This window comes from Bdellovibrionota bacterium (assembly GCA_040386775.1).
Classification (GTDB): Bacteria; Bdellovibrionota; Bdellovibrionia; order Bdellovibrionales; family JAEYZS01; genus JAEYZS01.
Genome location: JAZKEU010000008.1, coordinates 194,804 through 211,586, shown reverse-complemented (window position 1 = coordinate 211,586; position 16,783 = coordinate 194,804). Strand labels below are relative to the sequence as shown.

Here is a 16,783-nt window from a genome sequence, read left to right as displayed (position 1 = left end):
GTTTTATTTTTGGGCAGCATTTTTTATGCCCATGGCACTTTATAGTTTAGTTGTTGTGGTGCCAATACTGGCTATTGGATTTAAAGATTACTTTCAAAAGAAGCAATCGATCTTGCGAAACTTCCCAGTCCTTGGACATTTTAGATATTTAATGGAAGCAATTCGCCCAGAGATACATCAATATTTTATTGAAACAAACTCTGAAGGAAAACCCTTCTCTCGTGAGAATAGATCTCTGATTTATCAACGTGCAAAAAAAGTTACGGACACATTACCGTTTGGAACACAGAAGAATGTTTATGAAATAGGTTACGAATGGGTCAATCATTCTATTGCCCCACAGTTTTGCGATTTGAATGAAATGAATGTCGTCGTGGGCGGCCCTCAATGTACCAAACCTTACATCGCGAGTAGATTCAATATCTCGGCCATGAGCTATGGCGCTCTCAGTAAAAATGCCATTCTCGCACTGAGTGAAGGCGCTAAGATGGGAAAATTCTATCACAACACCGGCGAAGGCGGATTGAGTCCTTATCACATCAAAGGTGGCGGTGATTTGGTTTGGCAAATCGGTACGGGATATTTTGGTTGCCGTGATACTGAAGGAAATTTCTCGGCCGAGAAATTTCAAGAAAAAGCTGTTCGTGATCAAGTGAAGATGATCGAAATTAAATTATCCCAAGGTGCAAAACCTGGTCATGGAGGCTTGCTCCCCGCTTCCAAGGTAACAAAAGAAATTTCGGAAATCCGTGGTGTAGAGATGGGTCAAGATGTGCACTCACCTTCTTATCATAAGGCTTTTAAAACCCCGACCGAGTTATTGGGCTTTGTTAAAAAACTGCGCGATCTGAGTGGTGGAAAACCTGTAGGATTTAAGCTCTGTGTAGGTAAACGCCATGAGTTTGCAGCAATCTGCAAGGCCATTATAAAAACTGGAATCTATCCTGACTTTGTAACGGTGGATGGTGGCGAAGGTGGAACTGGAGCCGCGCCATTAGAATTTTCAAACCATGTTGGCACTCCCCTTCGTGATGGTTTGATTCTCGTACACAACTCTTTAATCGGTTTTGGTCTACGCGATAAAATTCGTGTCATCGCAAGCGGTAAGATCACGACAGGTTTTGAAATCGTATCCAAACTTTGTATCGGTGCCGACATCTGCAATTCTGCGCGTGGGATGATGATGGCTTTGGGTTGCATCCAGGCTCTTCAATGCAACACCAACAAATGTCCCACAGGAGTTGCGACTCAAGATCCAAATTTAGTTCAAGGCCTTGATGTAATGACAAAATCAGTACGCGTTTTTAATTTCCACAAAGAAACTCTAAAAAGTGCGACAGATATGATAGGCGCTATGGGCCTAAAAAATCCTTTAGAGCTAAAACCATTCTTTCTTATTCGTCGTTATAGCGAAACCGAAGTTCGCAATTACACGCAAATGTATGAGTATCTCAAAGAAGGAGATCTGCTTCATGAGCCTTACCCAGACTCTTACAAGTTTGCGATGACAAGATCATCTCCTGACACTTTCAGTGCGTTAGAGCTAAATAGCGACGAGTACGCAAAGGCCGCATAATATTTGGTATGGCAAATATTACTATTTTTTAATGATCTCGGCTATGTTTTCAGTAAGAATTTCCCAGACGGCACGCTGAGCTTTTCTGTCCTTAATTGTTTCTAGTCCATTGTGAATAATTTCCAACGAAGACACATTGTCTTTTTGATCGAACGTTAAAGTCCCTTTTGTTTCTTTCAATGAAAATACGATTTTCTTGTTAGGTACTGTTTCTGAAATGTTAAGAGCAGAAAAGTGTTCTTGTTTTTTACATAAATCAAAAAGCATTTCCACTGGAGCATCAAATTTTCTAAGCATGCGCAAACGTCCATTTTGCATTTCTTCACCGAAATCCGGAACGATGCTGCTCCAACCTTGTTTATGATTGTCTGTATTTTGTTGGTTTATAAATCCAGTATGGACAAGAACTAATCGAGTTTTAGGACCATCTTCAAAGAGCTCTACGGTTACAGTTGAATCGGGCTTTTGATCAACCGCAAAAGTCTGGCACCAGCTAAAAACAATTTTTTTATTGGGAATGATTTCTAGAAATTCACCAAAGTTTGATACTTTGAGTCTCTTGAAATTAAAATGGTATTTTCCTCCAACTCTGAAATCTAGTTGCATAGATCTTGAATCTGCCCCGCAGTTCATAAAGAGAAGCCCTTCGCTCAAAGCGCGGAATACATCAGTGGCAGGTTTTGAAATGAATTTTTCGACTTTAACTTGAAATGACATATTACTTCCTTTTCTTTTTAGTTTTGATTTCGGATTCTAGGTTTTCAGCAAGAATATCCAAACGCTCATTCCAGAACTGAGTATAGAATTGAATGTACTCTTCGGCGGATTTCAGTGCTGCTGGATTTATTGAACACTCATGGATGCGCCCTAATTTTTTTCGATTTAGCAAATTTGCTTTTTCAAGAATCTTGATATGCTTTGATATCGCGGCAAGTGACATCTTAAAAGGATTTGCTAGCGCTCCAACCGTATTCACCCCTTCATTCAACATAGTTAAAATCTGACGGCGTGTCGGGTCCGAGAGTGCGTAAAAGAGCAAATCAAGTTCTGATGATAATGTGTTATTCATAAGAGTATATTAACTTGAATACACATAATAGTCAACCAAATGGTTAACTATTTGTATATAGCTGATTTTCTTTATGAATAAAGCGACGCTCTCGTCATGTGTATAATTCCTAACGCTTTTAATTCATTGCGAAGTAGCGCACCAAAACTAATATTATTTCAATTGAACAATTTACTGCAAACGTTAGACTTGTTGGATTTTGGATCTGACTTCTGCAGTGTAGGTTTCTGAATCAAAGACCTTGCAAATGATTTTAATTCTTTTATTGAAATGCCGACTTGTGTTTCTTTTATAGATTTATCATCAGCAAATTTTCTTAAGCCTTCAGAGATAATTTCTCTATTTCTCGCCTTACTCATAATGACTAAGAGACTAGCCATTGGCTGTATGTGATCTAGATAAGAAGTTTTCTTATAAAGAGAAACTCTTTCCTCAAAGGACTCCATGAGTCGGCTCAGATTATTACTATCAAAATCATTCATACGCTCTAAAAGCTTAAGCGAAACCCGGACTTTATTATAATTACTACTTGAAAGATCTGTAATCAGAGAATTTACGTTTAGATTAGTCCCAGCTTTCTCATGCTCAGAGATCAATCTATTTATCTTTTCTACTGTAAATGAGCTTGAAATTAATCTATATGTTCTTATTTTGATGAGAGTTTCATAATCTAATGGTTCGAACTGATCTAGTAATATTTCAGCTACAACTTTTGCAATTCGCACTCCCCGATCCAGCTCTAAAAGATCAATTAAGGCTTCTTTTATTTTCTCATTTTTGGGTATTGATTCTTTTTGTCTCTTAAGCTGGAAAAGAGGCAAGAGCTCGTCGGATTGATGTAATCTGTTATGAGTTGTTTCCTCAAGGATCAAATGTTTTAAGTAATTATCTTTTATAAATTTAAGAAACGCTAAAAAGTTTTCTGTGTTTTGCAATCTGCCATTTTGGGACAAAAAGAATTCCGCTTGCAGGCCTACTTTAAAATCACGATCTTGAAGGGCTTTATGTATTTCTGAAACTATCTCATTGTCATTGCCAAATGGAGATTTATTTAGCGCTGAAATTGCCTCAACTCTAATAGCAGGGTTTTTATCTTGGAGTTGCTTTAAAATAAAATCTTGTGCACCTTTTAAATCCATACCAACAACATCAATACGCTCATAAATCAAGGCAGACTCTATGATCATTAGTCCAATTTTTTTTAATTCTTTTTCTTGTGAATGTACTATTTGAGAAATTCTTTCTAGAACTTCCGTATTGGAAAAATTAAATGTTGAAAATATATAAATGATAATTAATTTTCTTTTTTCGTCAATATTGTTTCGAATGAGTGCATCAATAATTTTTAATTGTATTTTAGGATCCTTAATTTCTAAATCGAAATTTAAATTACTAAGAAATTGCTTTTTCCATATAACAGGATCTTGTGGGCCTGCTCTAAAAAAAGAAATAAGTTCTTCAAACCCTGCCACTTCAGCTTTCTTTAAATTTTCCGGTGAACCGAATCTATTTTTTAAACTTGTTACACTCGTGTTGCCAGGAGTCTTGGCCCAGTTCTCATGATCGGCTCCGTATCTCGTCAGATGATCATAATAAGGCCTAAGATTCGCATTTCCTAAGACATGTTTTGCCATATTGACTCGTCGGATATCATCGCTATCTGCCACTCCCTTATCAGGATGAAGTTGCTTGACCTGCAGTCTCCACGCCTTCTTAATCTCTTCCTGGGTAGCATTAGGTTTTAATCCAAGTGTAATGTAAAAGCTTTCAGCCTGAGAAGTGATCGAAAAGAAGAGGAAAAGCATAACTACACTTACGTTCAGACAACCCATTGATGCTCCAAATCTTCACGTTCGTCTAAACATTCCCCAGCGTGCCCAGATACGGCACTTAAAATGATTAGAAATGATGCTATAATTGATTTAACCATTCAACTCTCTTACTTACTGAATTTAAAACTTCATACTTAATATGTTTGCAATAGGAAGGCCACTCTGGTCACAACAAACCACAACTGGAAAACTTTTAAGTACTTGAAATTAAAGAAGTGGTGCCCCGGGCCAGACTCGAACTGGCACGCCCGTTTACACGAAGCTCAGGATTTTAAATCCTGTGCGTCTACCAATTTCGCCACCGGGGCATGGAAGTGAAATGAACTTATAAAATTAATGATTTACATAAAAAATGTCACCCATTATTTCAATGGGTGACTCTTTGACTAGGTGTGATGTTCTGCTTAAAAAGAGGACAGCTCTGAGTTGTCCTGAATTACTTAACTAAAGGAATTTCCTGGGCTCCATTTTTAACCATTTCGATTTTGAGTAGTTCAAGTTGTCCGATGATCTCTCTATCTGGGCCGATGAGTGGTCCTAAAGATTCAATAATCTGATCAATGATCTCGTTTTCTTGGCTCATCAATTTAGAAAACTCCTTGCCTCTCGTAACTTCATTAGCCAAAGGAATACCGTAACCAGGCATGGTCGAAAACTCTCTATATGGCATAAGGGCGCGTTGAGTTTCCGCGAAACGATCAATAGCATTCTTAACTAAAGTGTAAGCATTCGGTTCAAGCTTGGCCCGGATGTCGTCTTTTTCATTTTTAGGATAAGCTACGGCATAAGCCATTTGCACCGCTTCGGATCCAATCTCACTCTTTCTTTTTTCTAAAATTAAATAAATCAAATGGTAAAAAGATATAGAAACATTTTCTTTGTCCGCCGGGGTCTTGGCTTTGGCAATCAAGGCGGCATAACGATTTTTAATATTATTTAGAGTTTCATTGATCTCGGCTAATTTTTTCTCCGATACTTTTTTATTTTCCATGTAGTATTTGAGTTCAACTTCATCCACTTCTAAAGATGGCGAGGCAATGGCTACCCATTTTTTAGATTCTTTTTGAATTCCTTTAGAAGAATTGTATTCCTTTTCCGGACGACCTTCCAAGATCATGATGTTTCGGATGGATTTCATGATGTTGTAATTGAAGGAGAGATGAGTGGAAGCATCGCCTACTGCAGCCGCATTATTGTATGCAATTTCAAATTGATCCCATTTCATATCTTTTTTGATGATGGCCCCAATTAACTTTCTAAAGATGCCATGAGAAGGTTCTAAACCTTTTGTTTTGGCTTCATCCGCCAAACCCATTCTTGCCAATTTTTTATTAAAATCCTGGGGAAGGAGCACATCTAGATTCAATACTTGTTCATCGTCTGAGGACATTTGGTAAAGTCTCATAGATTCATCAGCGCAGTTATTTGAAATGAATTTGTATCGACCATAGTAAGACCAGTACTGATCAATTGTTGCTTGAATGAACCTTACTTTTTGATCTTCTGGAAGTACTTCAACAGTTTGATTTGTCGCAGGATCATGTATTGATCCGCCCGTCAATGGAACGTTGTAGAGATGGCGAAGTTCGCTTCTTCCATATTCAATCCTGATATCGTTCAATGGAGTGATCAAGAATTGAGATGGATAACCACCAAAAATACCTCTCATGGTTTCCAGTCTCATTTCTAAAGGATTGGCTCTGGGATTAACGACCAAACTAAAAAATTCTTTTCCACATTCAGAAGACTTAGTTTGTCCAGGAGCACAAGTTAAGAATCTAAACATAGAGTGACCAAAAGATCCAGCACCCGTGCTAGCCCCTGCTCTTAAGTAATTCACGTTGAAAACTTTTTCTGGGCTCATATCATAATCAACAAATTTTACTTCGGATTGAATAATTTTATCTTCTGCTTCCAAAGATCTAGTCTTTGGAATTCTCAGCACGTAATTCACTTTACAAGTCCTTTGTGCTGCAAGCGGGTCATGGTTATTAAAATGTCTTGAAAAGAAATCTTGTTGCAGTGGACGACGGCAAGCGTACTCAGGATCTAACAAGTAGAATTCCATATTCTGGGCAAAGTGTTCACCAGGTCCTCCGGCAAATTCAAATAGGTTTACTGCTCTCGGCCAGAAACCGTTGTTTCTTTTTCCTTTTTTGCTCCATCCCGCAATTGTTTTATATTTCAGGCTTTCGGAAATACCACTTACCCTTTTTGTTTTATTTCCCGTGTTCACGGTGGTTGCCGTGGCATCATCATAGATGGCGGCAAGCGCATTGATTAAAGAGCCTTGAGCCAATTTAAAAAGGTTTCTGTGTTCACAGGCATATGTCTTTGCGGCGTACTCTCCTGCGGAAATGATCGGTAAAAAACCGGCATTCATCACGATGTTATTGTTCTTGTCGGTGTAAGAGTAAATTTGTTTATTGTATCTTAAACTTTTTCCTTTGAGAAGGTCTTGAGCTTTGGCGTATTCCGCAATCACGGCGTCTGCTTCCGTGAAAGAGTCTATGGTATTTACGCAATTGGGAATTTGGATTTGATTGGAATCATTTTTTATATTTGAAAAAGTTAGAGTTATTTTTTTGGTAGAAAGAGTGTCTTTCATTTTCTGTGGAAGTTTGGCTTCGATATCGCTTGCGAACTTTGCAATTTCTAGAGTGTTGTTGCTGGGAGCGACCTGGATAATTCCAGCATTGGCTGAGTAAGAAGCTAAAGTTAAGAAAGCAGAAAAAATTATTGCATTCATGTACTACCCCTAAGAGCGACGGACTGTCGCGATTAAAATTTCAGCACACTATACACTGTACATAGGGCATTTTGAATTCGATTGTAAAAATGATACACCAAAATCGAGTGAATTCTGTTCAATGTACAATAACAAAAAAGCCTTTCTTTTCAGAAAGGCTTTTTTATTCGATCGTTAACTACATTCAATTAAGATAAGTAATTTTATAGATCAATCTTTAATTATAAAACTGAAGCAGCCATTTCAAGAGCTAATGCAGTATCAGCAGCTGAGAATGAAGCATCGCCAGTAGCGTATGCAACAGCATCAGTGAAGTAAGCAACAGCTAATTCGAAATCACGACCGTTGTTCCATTGACCTTCGTTCATTTCTTTCATTTGCATGAAAGCTGTCTTTAACTCAACAGAGCTAAGAGCGTTTGAAACGTTAGTAGATGAAGCTTCAGAAGCTTGAACAGCAGACTTTGGTCCTTTGTTCCATGAAGCAGAAGCAACAGCAGATGTTCCTTGGCCAGTTGCAGATAAAACAGTCGCTAAGTAGTTAGCTACAGCTTTAACTGAAGACTTTGCAGTTGCGTATGTTTTTTTAGCAGCAGCTGTAGAAAGAGCTACTGATGCGCTACCTGAGATTGCTTTTCCAGTGTTTGATACTGAAGCAGAAACACCTTTTCCAGTTGATGTTACATCAGCTGAAACTGTTCCTGGAGCAGCCGTAGTTCCTGCTGAAGATGCAGCAAGATCACCCTTTTGGTAAGGTGTAGCTTTTGAAGACAGAACAGCTGTAATTCTAGAAGAGATAGCTGTAGCTGAATTCTTAAGTGAACCCAAAACTTCGCTAGCTTTTACTTGAGCTGTAGCATCTGAAGAAACTTGTGTTGAACCTTCATAAGCTGAAGTTGTATCAACTGAAACTGCGTTTCCAACTTTTTTACCTGCATTTACTGTAGATTCTGCACCTGCAGTTGTTGCGATCCCCACTACTAATAATGCACTAAGCATTGTCTTTACCATTTTGATCCTCCTCTGTTTTAGATTCTTAATGGATTTGGTTAACTCTTTTATCTGTGGTGGAAACTACACTATGTGTCGTGAAAACTACAAACCGGAATAATTACATTCCAATCATTACATGGTTGAGTAAACTGAGTGGGTAGTAAAAAGTGTCTGGTATCCAAATGCGATATACGTGAACTAATTTTACCTGATGCGGCGGCTCAAATAATTGCTATTCAAACGATTTAAGAGTAATTTTTTTGAGCTACAAATCTAGATCATCTTTTAAGGAAGAGCATGCAAATCAAATATTTAACTTACCTTAAAAGCGTTCTCTTCTCCGTTCTATTTTTAACTTTACCTTTTGCTTTGATGGAGCAATTTATCTTTCAGGAAGCTTCTTCAACCGAAGATAAAATCATTTTTGGGTGTGTAGGAATTATATTAGGACTTATCGAAACTTTCCTTCTTTTGATAATTTTAGGGCACGGAATAAAAAAATATTCGGATCCAAATACTATAAATTTAGGGAAGTATTATAAAAAGCATCTTCGAGATCTAATAATAGAGACTTTCAGAGGGATGGGTCGCATTGCTGTCGGGTTCCTCCTTATATGGCCAGGAATTAAGCGATGTATTCAATATTATCTAATTCCTTATATCGTGCAGTTTGATTCCGATTACCAAGAAGGGAAAGTGGATGTACTCGAGGAGAGCGCACTGCTTTTAGAAGGAAGGCTTTCGAGATTTGCAGCTATCCTATGCTTGACTCAAATGGTTATGCTTGGGATACAAATTGCTTCGGTGAACTTTAATTTATTTACAACACCAGTAGCTTGGATTTTATTTTATATATTGGAAGTAACACTCCAGGTTTGTGTATTTTTGATGTTTTATAAGTACTACTTAGCTTTAAGTAATGCTCGCTGTGGCGAGCATTGAATCAGGACAGGAGAGATTATTATGGCGCTTCGTTTTTCATGGAAAGATATTCCGAACAGAGAAAAAGCTTTAACATTTGATGATGTTCTCTTAATTCCAAATAAATCCGACGTAAGATCCAGAAAAGATCCCGATCTCACTACCCGCTTTACTAAAAAATTAAATATCAAAACTCCCATCATGAGCGCAAACATGGATACCATCACAGAAATTGAAATGGCTAAAGCCATGAATCAATTGGGTGGCGTTGGAATTCTGCATAGATTTATGACCATCGAAGAACAGATTGCTCAAGTGATAGCTCTTCGAGATGCAAAACTGGAAATCATCGCGGCAAGCATTGGTGTCAACCAAGACTTCAAAGAGAGAGCTCAAGCCCTCGTGAATGCAGGAGTAAATGTTCTCACTGTAGACATCGCTCACGGACATTCGATTCAAATGATCGAAACAGTGAAATACCTAAAAGACACTTTCCAAGACAAAGTTCAAATCATCGCCGGAAATATCGCAACTCCAGAGGGAACTTTGGATTTGATCGAAGCAGGTGCTGATGCAATTAAAGTTGGTATTGGACCTGGTTCGATGTGCACAACAAGGATCATTACGGGCTGTGGCGTTCCGCAATTAACGGCCATTGCAATTTGTGCGGAAGCTGCAGAATCAAAAGGTGTTCCGATTATCGCGGATGGTGGGATTAAAACCTCGGGTGATATCGTAAAGGCTCTTGCTGCCGGGGCAAGCTCTGTGATGCTTGGAAGTATGCTTTCTGGAACTATTGAAACTCCGGGAGAGATAAAAAAAGGTCTTAAAATGTATCGTGGAATGGCTTCAAAAGCGGCTCAAGTCTCATGGAGAGGTGAACTCCCGACCGGTATGGCTCCAGAGGGAGAATCTACTTTTGTCTCTGTAAAAGGTCACGTGAGTGATGTGATAAATGAAGTGTGTGGCGGTATTAGATCCGGTATGAGCTATGTGAATGCGACTACAATTTTTGATATCAGAAATCGATCTTTGTTTATGGAAATGAGTTCTCATGGTCGCCTAGAATCCGGCGCTCATGGTGTTCGCTCGGAAGCAAAACCTCTCTAAATATAGAACAATTTTACTGCAATCTTAATAGTCTCTTAATAAACCAAGAGTTCCTGTGCCGCTCTGGTATGGAAAGTTTTGATTATCGATTAACTTTTGGTCACGTGAAAAAATAGTTATAACTTTTCGTGAATATCTCATGATGAGAATCCTCTATTCTATCCAATACATATCGTGTCTCATTTTAAGTCATCACTGAATTATACCAGACTTTTAGACCACTTGGACCTAGGTTCAGTTTGTGGTCAAAATGCCGAAAATAAATCATAAGGTTTAGAGAATCCTGTATGTAAGCACTCTCACTCTTTCACCTTAAAACGCATAGATATGGTTCTATGTTTTGAATTGGAGTGCTTTATGAAAAGATTAAGATTTCCAATTTTAGTTATCTTCTTAATCTCTTACATGTTTGTTCTTACAAGCTGTTCAGACAAGAGTGGTGATATTGCTATTCTTTCGGATTCAGATGTATTCCAAGCTTCTTCTCTCAATAACAAAATTGATATTCTGTGGATGATCGATTCTTCAGGGTCAATGCAAGAAGAACAAGATAACCTTGCCACAAACTTCAATGCCTTTATTAATGATTTCGTCACTAAAGGCTATGACTACAATATCGCCGTTGGTGCGACAGACGCTTGGAGATATGAATTCAATCCAGCAAGCACTACATTTCAAAATCTTGTGAAGTTTAGAGATGGGAACATTTATACTGGCTCTACTGCCGATAACTCAGGGGTGTTTATGATCAGCACTCTCACTCCTGATATTATTCCGACATTCAATAAAAACGTAAAAGTAGGTATAACAGGTAACGGTGATGAAAGAGCTTTTGAGAGTATTAGACAGTCTTTGCTTGCTCCAATGAACTCTGGTTTTAATTTTAGAAGAAGTGATGCTTATCTTGCAATCATCATCGTATCTGATGAAGAAGACTTCTCTCGTGATGATTCAACTCTTGATCCATGTACAGCAACTCCGCTTCCAGCAACTTGCCAAGATCTAAGACCGATCTCTGAATACACTGGCTTCTTAGATTCATACACAAGCAGTACTCCTGCAGATAGAAAATATGGTGTGTCTGCAATCGGTGTATTTGATAGCGCATGCTTAACTGAAGCTGGAGCTAGTGATCACATGGGTGAACGTTATGCAGAATTGGCAGTAGAAACAAATGGTGTTACGGGAAGTATCTGCGATGATGACTTCTCGCCTACCCTGGATGCAATTCAGGCGCATATCTCTGAAGAATCAACGCAGTTCAGACTCTCTAGAATTCCTGTTGTAAGTTCGATCGTTGTACGAATTAACTCTGTATTGATTCCGCAAGATGCGACCAACGGATGGACTTATGTGGCTGCTAGTAACAGTATCAAATTCCACGGAACAGCTATTCCGGCACAAGGAGCTTCGATTCAGGTATTATTTGATCCTACGACTTTGAATTAGGTATTAGAAAAATAAAATGTTGAGGAGGATTTATGTTGGACTTAAAGAAGAAAATCCTCGTGTTAGCTGGTGCAGTAATGGCCCTCAGCGCGTGTGCAGATAAGAGTGGAGATATTTCGATTCTTTCGGACTCGGATACCTTTTATCAATCAGCATCAGTGAATAATAAGATCGACATCATGTGGATGGTTGATTCTTCAGGGTCAATGGCTCCCTATCAGAATAACCTTTCTGACAACTTCGAAACCTTCATCACGGATTTCGTAACAAAAGGTTACGACTACAATATTGCGGTAACAGCGACAGACGCATGGAAATATACACAGAACCCATCTAACTCTTGGAATCAAAGTTTGGTTCGCTATAGAGATGGTGATATTTATGATGGATTAACGGGTCCGAATAACTCTGGCATATTTATGATCAATCTGCTCACTCCTAATATCGTAAATAATTTTAAGAAAAATATTAAAGTAGGAATTAATGGTGATGGTGATGAGAGAGGTTTCCAAAGCTTAAGAGAATCTTTTGGCGCAACCTCTATAAATGGTGGCTATAACTTCAAAAGAAGCTCTGCTTTCCTTGCCGTTATTCTGGTGGGTGACGAAGAAGACAGTTCGAGAAAATCCAATGGTGATGCTTACAGCAGTACCAACGAATACAAAAATGCTTTCGTAAGTTATCTTGATGGTTACACAGGAAGCACTGCTGGTAACAGAAAGTACAACGTTTCCACTATCACCGTAATGGATATCAATAACTGTCCTGGACACCATGCGGGCGCTTCCCAAGGCAATCGCTTTATGTCGATTGCTACGGCAACAGCCGGTATCTTAGGAAGTATTTGTGATACGAACTTCTCTGATAGCTTGGAAGATATTGCTTCAAGAATCGTGGAGTTATCGACTCGCTTTAAACTTTCACGCGAACCACTTCCATCTTCGATTGTAGTTAAAGTTAACTCTGTGGAAATTCCGCAAAATGCTACAAATGGCTGGGTTTATATTGCAGATTCAGGGTCTCATTATGTGGAGTTCCGTGGAACAGCTACGCCGCAACAAGGTGCGGCCATCAGCGTGGACTTTGATCCGGTATCACTAGAATAAGAAATAAAATTTAGAATATAAAATATTGAGGGGGGATTTATGTTGAACGTAATGAAGAAAAAAATCCTCGTGTTAGCTGGTGCAGTAATGGCCCTCGGCGCGTGTGCAGATAAGAGTGGGGATATCTCGATTCTTTCGGACTCGGATACTTTTGTTCAATCGACATCAGTAAACAATAAGATCGATATCATGTGGATGATTGATACTTCAGGGTCAATGGCGCCCTATCAATCTAATCTTGCTACAAACTTCAATGCTTTTATTGCAGACTTTGTAACAAAAGGTTACGACTACAACATGGCTGTTGCAGGCACAGACGCCTGGGTTCGAGAAACAAACTACGTGAGCACTGCTTGTGGTAACACAAGTAATGGAACAGCGGGATTCACTTATAGATCTTCAGCAGATTGTAATAATACTTCTGCCAATTACGGACAACTCACTCATTTTAGAGATGGAGACATTTATAATCCATCGACTCCGTCTACTCGCAGCGGAAATTATTTGATTACTAGCTTGATGAACCCAACAGATATTATCAATACATTCGGAATCAATGTAAAAGTAGGAATTCGTGGTGATGGTAGCGAAAGAGGTTTCCAAAGTATCAGGTCTGCACTTCGTAGAAATGAAAATGGCTCCGCAGGTTATAGCGGAGAAACTCACACCGCTCTTTCTGGATTTAAAAGAAGCGATGCCTTTACAGCCGTAATTATAGTGGCTGATGAAGAAGATGGTTCAAGAAAGCAGAATAACAGCACTTATGCCGATACAACTGAATATACAAATTCATTTGTTAGCTTCTTGGATGGTTACACAGGAAGCACTGCTGGCAATAGAAAGTACAACGTTTCAACTATCACTGTAATGGATATCAATAACTGTCCTGGACATCATGCAGGAGCATCTGAAGGTGATCGCTATATGGCAGTGGCCGGCGCAACAAATGGGATCATTGGAAGTATTTGCGATACAAACTTCTCAGACAACTTGGAAGATATTGCTTCAAGAATCGTGGAGTTATCGACTCGTTTTAAACTTTCACGTGAACCACTTCCATCTTCGATTGTAGTTAAAGTCAACTCTGTAGAGATTCCTCAGAATGCGACAAATGGTTGGACGTATGTCGTCGACTCAGGATCTCATTATGTTGAATTCCACGGCACAGCGACACCTCAGCAAGGTGCTGCAATCCAAGTGGACTTCGATCCAGTATCGCTCGAATAGCGAGCTTAGACATTCTGGACTTATGCTAGTGTATCCCTCTCACGTAAGATCATGTGAGAGGGATTTTTTTTGAAAAATATCAATAAGTACTTAACATTTACTACACAACAAAATTACATTGGTCTTTTCGTATTTTTCTTTGTCATTGGAACAGTTTGGGGAAAGTTCTTTTACTACAACGAAGAAAACCGTTCTGCCCTCTTTAAAAAATCCACATTGAATTTACTGGCTGAAGAAGGTTTTTTGCCTGATGACGTTACAGAAAGCTTTGCCATAGAAAATGGACTTCATCTCCAGATCACGACTTACAAAAATAAAGAAGATCTTATCACTCAACTCACAAATAAAAGAATTGATCTGGTCGCCTTTAAATCCTTTTATGCTCAAGATGTTATGAAGGATCTTTCAAAAATCACTTACAATAGTATTAAAAACAAAGAATTGATTTCGGTGGACTTTAAAAATCCACCTTATGATCCAGAAAATAAATTCGCGGTTCCCCTCTTCTGGGGTATTGAGAAAAAAGGAAGTGCAGAGAAATCTTTACTTTGGATTGAAAGTATTGGAATTGTTAAGAACTCTAATCGTAAAAAAGAAGCCCACGAGTTCTTGGATTACATTCTCCAAAGTGATGTGATCTTGCAGGTTATAAGTTTGAAAAAAGTTGCCTCGACAAATAGATCCATTGAAAGGGCCAAAAATATTGAATTTAACCTTAAGCCTTCGTATTTGAGAAAAATATCAATCAGGAATTTAGCTTTTGCAGATCGCGCAAGATTCTAATATCAATTACCGCTCGGATATGTATAGCTTCCTGCCGGTAACCCGATTAAACGTGTTCCACTGAACATTGTTGTTGCGCCTTCAAAATTAAATTCCGTTGGATAAGATATCTGTCTCATCGTTGTATCTGTTAATTCTGGATAGACTGTGGCATAAACCGAAGACATGACTTCGTTTTCGTTTACATAATCCACCGTATTTCTATAAGCTAAGTGATGAACAATCGTGTTGATATAAAGTTGAGTTAACCCATTTCCAAAATATTTCATTTGAGTATCTGTTGCATCAGGAATTGAAGCTCCCAAGACATGGCGAGATTTCATCTTGGTAGCACCAGCCAAGAAATATATTATTACTGCACAATCTCGAGCTGGAATTGCGACACTTAAATCATCACTGTAAGCGCATGTTGTATTGTTGTTAGCAAACGTTACGCCCTTTTGGACCATTCTGTAACTCAGATTATAATCTCTATCATAAAGACCATTTAAAAATCTGTGCGTGAGGCAAAGAGCAATTCTCTCTACAGAACTACTCGTATCATATCCTACAGTTCCTATTAAAGGATCCGTGACCTCTGGGTTTAAACCACACAAAGTTCCATTCCCGATACTCTTGTAAGGAATCGTCGTTGCGCCACCTAAGAAATAAATATTTCCAGAAGTCCCCGCATAGTTATTGCTGGATCCCGGGTATATCGACGGAGAAATATCTTCTGTCACTCCAAGCAACCATTTTACGATGAAAGCTCTCGTCCCAAAGCCATAGCGGCTCTCTCCGTTTGTAATCAATGGATCATAAAATTCATCCGCTGAGGTTAAGATTCTAAAAGCTTGATAATAATCATTGTTACCGGCATTGGTTCCATCTAAAGCACCCGTCGCAATATCGTTTGAGAAATTAAATGATTTCTTTACCCTTCTTAAAACTTCTAAAAGTGGTTCTGCGAGCCAGCCCTTTCCCGATCTTTCGTCTTTGAAATGTAAAAGTAATTTTCTTACGCTAAATACATCGTAATTAAAAGTGACGTCTCTTTGGAAGAAAGCGAGTGCCACTAAACGGTTTGTCATAAGATTTAATGGATTATTAATGCAATTGTAATCCCCGGCTGTACACGTAACAAACTGCCCTCCGGTGTATCTCATGTAAATTGAAAAAGCATCGATCTGAAAAAATCCAGTTCGCGCTCCTCTATTGGGAGAATTCAACGCCGTTGAGCTTTGGGAAACAGGCTTGCACTTTGTTGGAAGAACAATTGCCGTGTAAGTGCTAGAACCTTTAAATGAAAGCTTAGCACTGATATCATCAGCAGCTGCATTGTAATCACAGAAACCCTGAATGTACCCATCAAGAGTCACTTTATCGCTATCTGTTGGAAAATAATAAATTTTATCTTGAGCCCAAAAATTAGTTCCAGTGAACGAAGCCAATACCGGAGGCCTGATCGTATTCTGCGCTTGCATCTTGATCGGGGCTAACTTTGAATTTTTGCCATAAACCTCTTGTCCAAATTCATCTAAACCTACAATTTCTAAATTGAGTTTATGAAACCCCGGAACTAGCGTACTCACCGTCTCAGAAATTTCGAAATTCGTATTCATATTGCAAGTGGTGGTATTGATGTACTTTAAAGTATCACACACAGAACTTGATCCAACACATTGATAAATTTTGATTTTTACCAAAGTTTTTTCGTAACCGCCGTCTTTACAATTTCCTGTCAGCCTTAGATTCTCAAATCCACTTTCTGGGTTTGATGAAATCTTAAAAATTCCTCCAGGAACTAAATTCAAATCCATAGCTATGGAAAGTTGATCTGGATTTGCAGCACAACTCTCATCATTGCAGCTTTGACGGAATAGACCGCCATCTTGAACTTGCGCACAGTTTTGATATGTCATCAACAAACCAAAAGCGAGTAAAAATAATACTATTAGCGATGGTTTTTTGAACACTTTAAATACCCCTG

The 16,783-nt window shown here is 38.7% G+C and carries 13 protein-coding genes and 1 tRNA gene; 7 read left to right on the top strand and 7 right to left on the bottom strand.

The features are described from left to right. Positions 1-25: 25 nt before the first annotated feature. Complete coding sequence (locus V4596_03940) at positions 26-1,576, top strand: FMN-binding glutamate synthase family protein (protein ID MES2768274.1); 1,551 nt, start codon at positions 26-28, stop codon at positions 1,574-1,576. A 21-nt stretch (positions 1,577-1,597) separates the two neighbouring features. On the opposite strand, the gene V4596_03935 is transcribed toward V4596_03940, so the two are convergent. The 6 genes from V4596_03935 to V4596_03910 form a co-directional block, all read right to left on the bottom strand. Next, positions 1,598-2,293, bottom strand: coding sequence for an SRPBCC family protein (locus V4596_03935; GenBank protein ID MES2768273.1), 696 nt, complete (start codon positions 2,291-2,293; stop codon positions 1,598-1,600). A gap of 1 nt (position 2,294) precedes the next feature. Continuing rightward, on the bottom strand, positions 2,295-2,645 hold the full coding sequence (locus V4596_03930) for a metalloregulator ArsR/SmtB family transcription factor (GenBank protein ID MES2768272.1): 351 nt from the start codon (positions 2,643-2,645) through the stop codon (positions 2,295-2,297). A gap of 158 nt (positions 2,646-2,803) precedes the next feature. Beyond that, positions 2,804-4,117: a hypothetical protein gene (locus tag V4596_03925; protein MES2768271.1), complete on the bottom strand. Its 1,314-nt coding sequence runs from the start codon at positions 4,115-4,117 to the stop codon at positions 2,804-2,806. A gap of 576 nt (positions 4,118-4,693) precedes the next feature. Further along, positions 4,694-4,785: transfer RNA gene (locus V4596_03920), tRNA-Leu, on the bottom strand. Between the two features lie 128 nt (positions 4,786-4,913). Further along, positions 4,914-7,226, bottom strand: a complete 2,313-nt coding sequence (locus V4596_03915) for a DUF4105 domain-containing protein (GenBank protein MES2768270.1) — start codon at positions 7,224-7,226, stop codon at positions 4,914-4,916. A gap of 221 nt (positions 7,227-7,447) precedes the next feature. Continuing rightward, positions 7,448-8,236 (bottom strand): hypothetical protein, encoded by a 789-nt coding sequence (locus V4596_03910; protein MES2768269.1) that lies wholly within the window; start codon positions 8,234-8,236, stop codon positions 7,448-7,450. A gap of 279 nt (positions 8,237-8,515) precedes the next feature. Here V4596_03910 and V4596_03905 point away from each other — a divergent pair, with 279 nt between their 5' ends. The 6 genes from V4596_03905 (at position 8,516) to V4596_03880 (ending at position 14,814) form a co-directional block, all read left to right on the top strand. Next, positions 8,516-9,160, top strand: coding sequence for a hypothetical protein (locus tag V4596_03905; protein MES2768268.1), 645 nt, complete (start codon positions 8,516-8,518; stop codon positions 9,158-9,160). A gap of 21 nt (positions 9,161-9,181) precedes the next feature. Further along, positions 9,182-10,249 carry an IMP dehydrogenase gene (locus tag V4596_03900; GenBank protein MES2768267.1) on the top strand — a complete coding sequence of 356 codons (1,068 nt, stop codon included), beginning with the start codon at positions 9,182-9,184 and terminating at the stop codon, positions 10,247-10,249. Between the two features lie 357 nt (positions 10,250-10,606). Then, positions 10,607-11,698 (top strand): hypothetical protein, encoded by a 1,092-nt coding sequence (locus tag V4596_03895; protein ID MES2768266.1) that lies wholly within the window; start codon positions 10,607-10,609, stop codon positions 11,696-11,698. A gap of 32 nt (positions 11,699-11,730) precedes the next feature. Further along, positions 11,731-12,804, top strand: a complete 1,074-nt coding sequence (locus V4596_03890; GenBank protein MES2768265.1) for a hypothetical protein — start codon at positions 11,731-11,733, stop codon at positions 12,802-12,804. Positions 12,805-12,843: 39 nt separating this feature from the next. Beyond that, entirely contained in the window at positions 12,844-14,031 is a 1,188-nt protein-coding gene (locus V4596_03885) for a hypothetical protein (protein ID MES2768264.1), read from the top strand. 69 nt (positions 14,032-14,100) lie between these two features. Beyond that, positions 14,101-14,814 (top strand): hypothetical protein, encoded by a 714-nt coding sequence (locus V4596_03880; GenBank protein ID MES2768263.1) that lies wholly within the window; start codon positions 14,101-14,103, stop codon positions 14,812-14,814. Positions 14,815-14,816: 2 nt separating this feature from the next. Here the strand turns inward: V4596_03880 and V4596_03875 are convergent, their stop codons facing one another. Continuing rightward, positions 14,817-16,769 carry a hypothetical protein gene (locus tag V4596_03875; protein ID MES2768262.1) on the bottom strand — a complete coding sequence of 651 codons (1,953 nt, stop codon included), beginning with the start codon at positions 16,767-16,769 and terminating at the stop codon, positions 14,817-14,819. Positions 16,770-16,783: the final 14 nt, after the last annotated feature.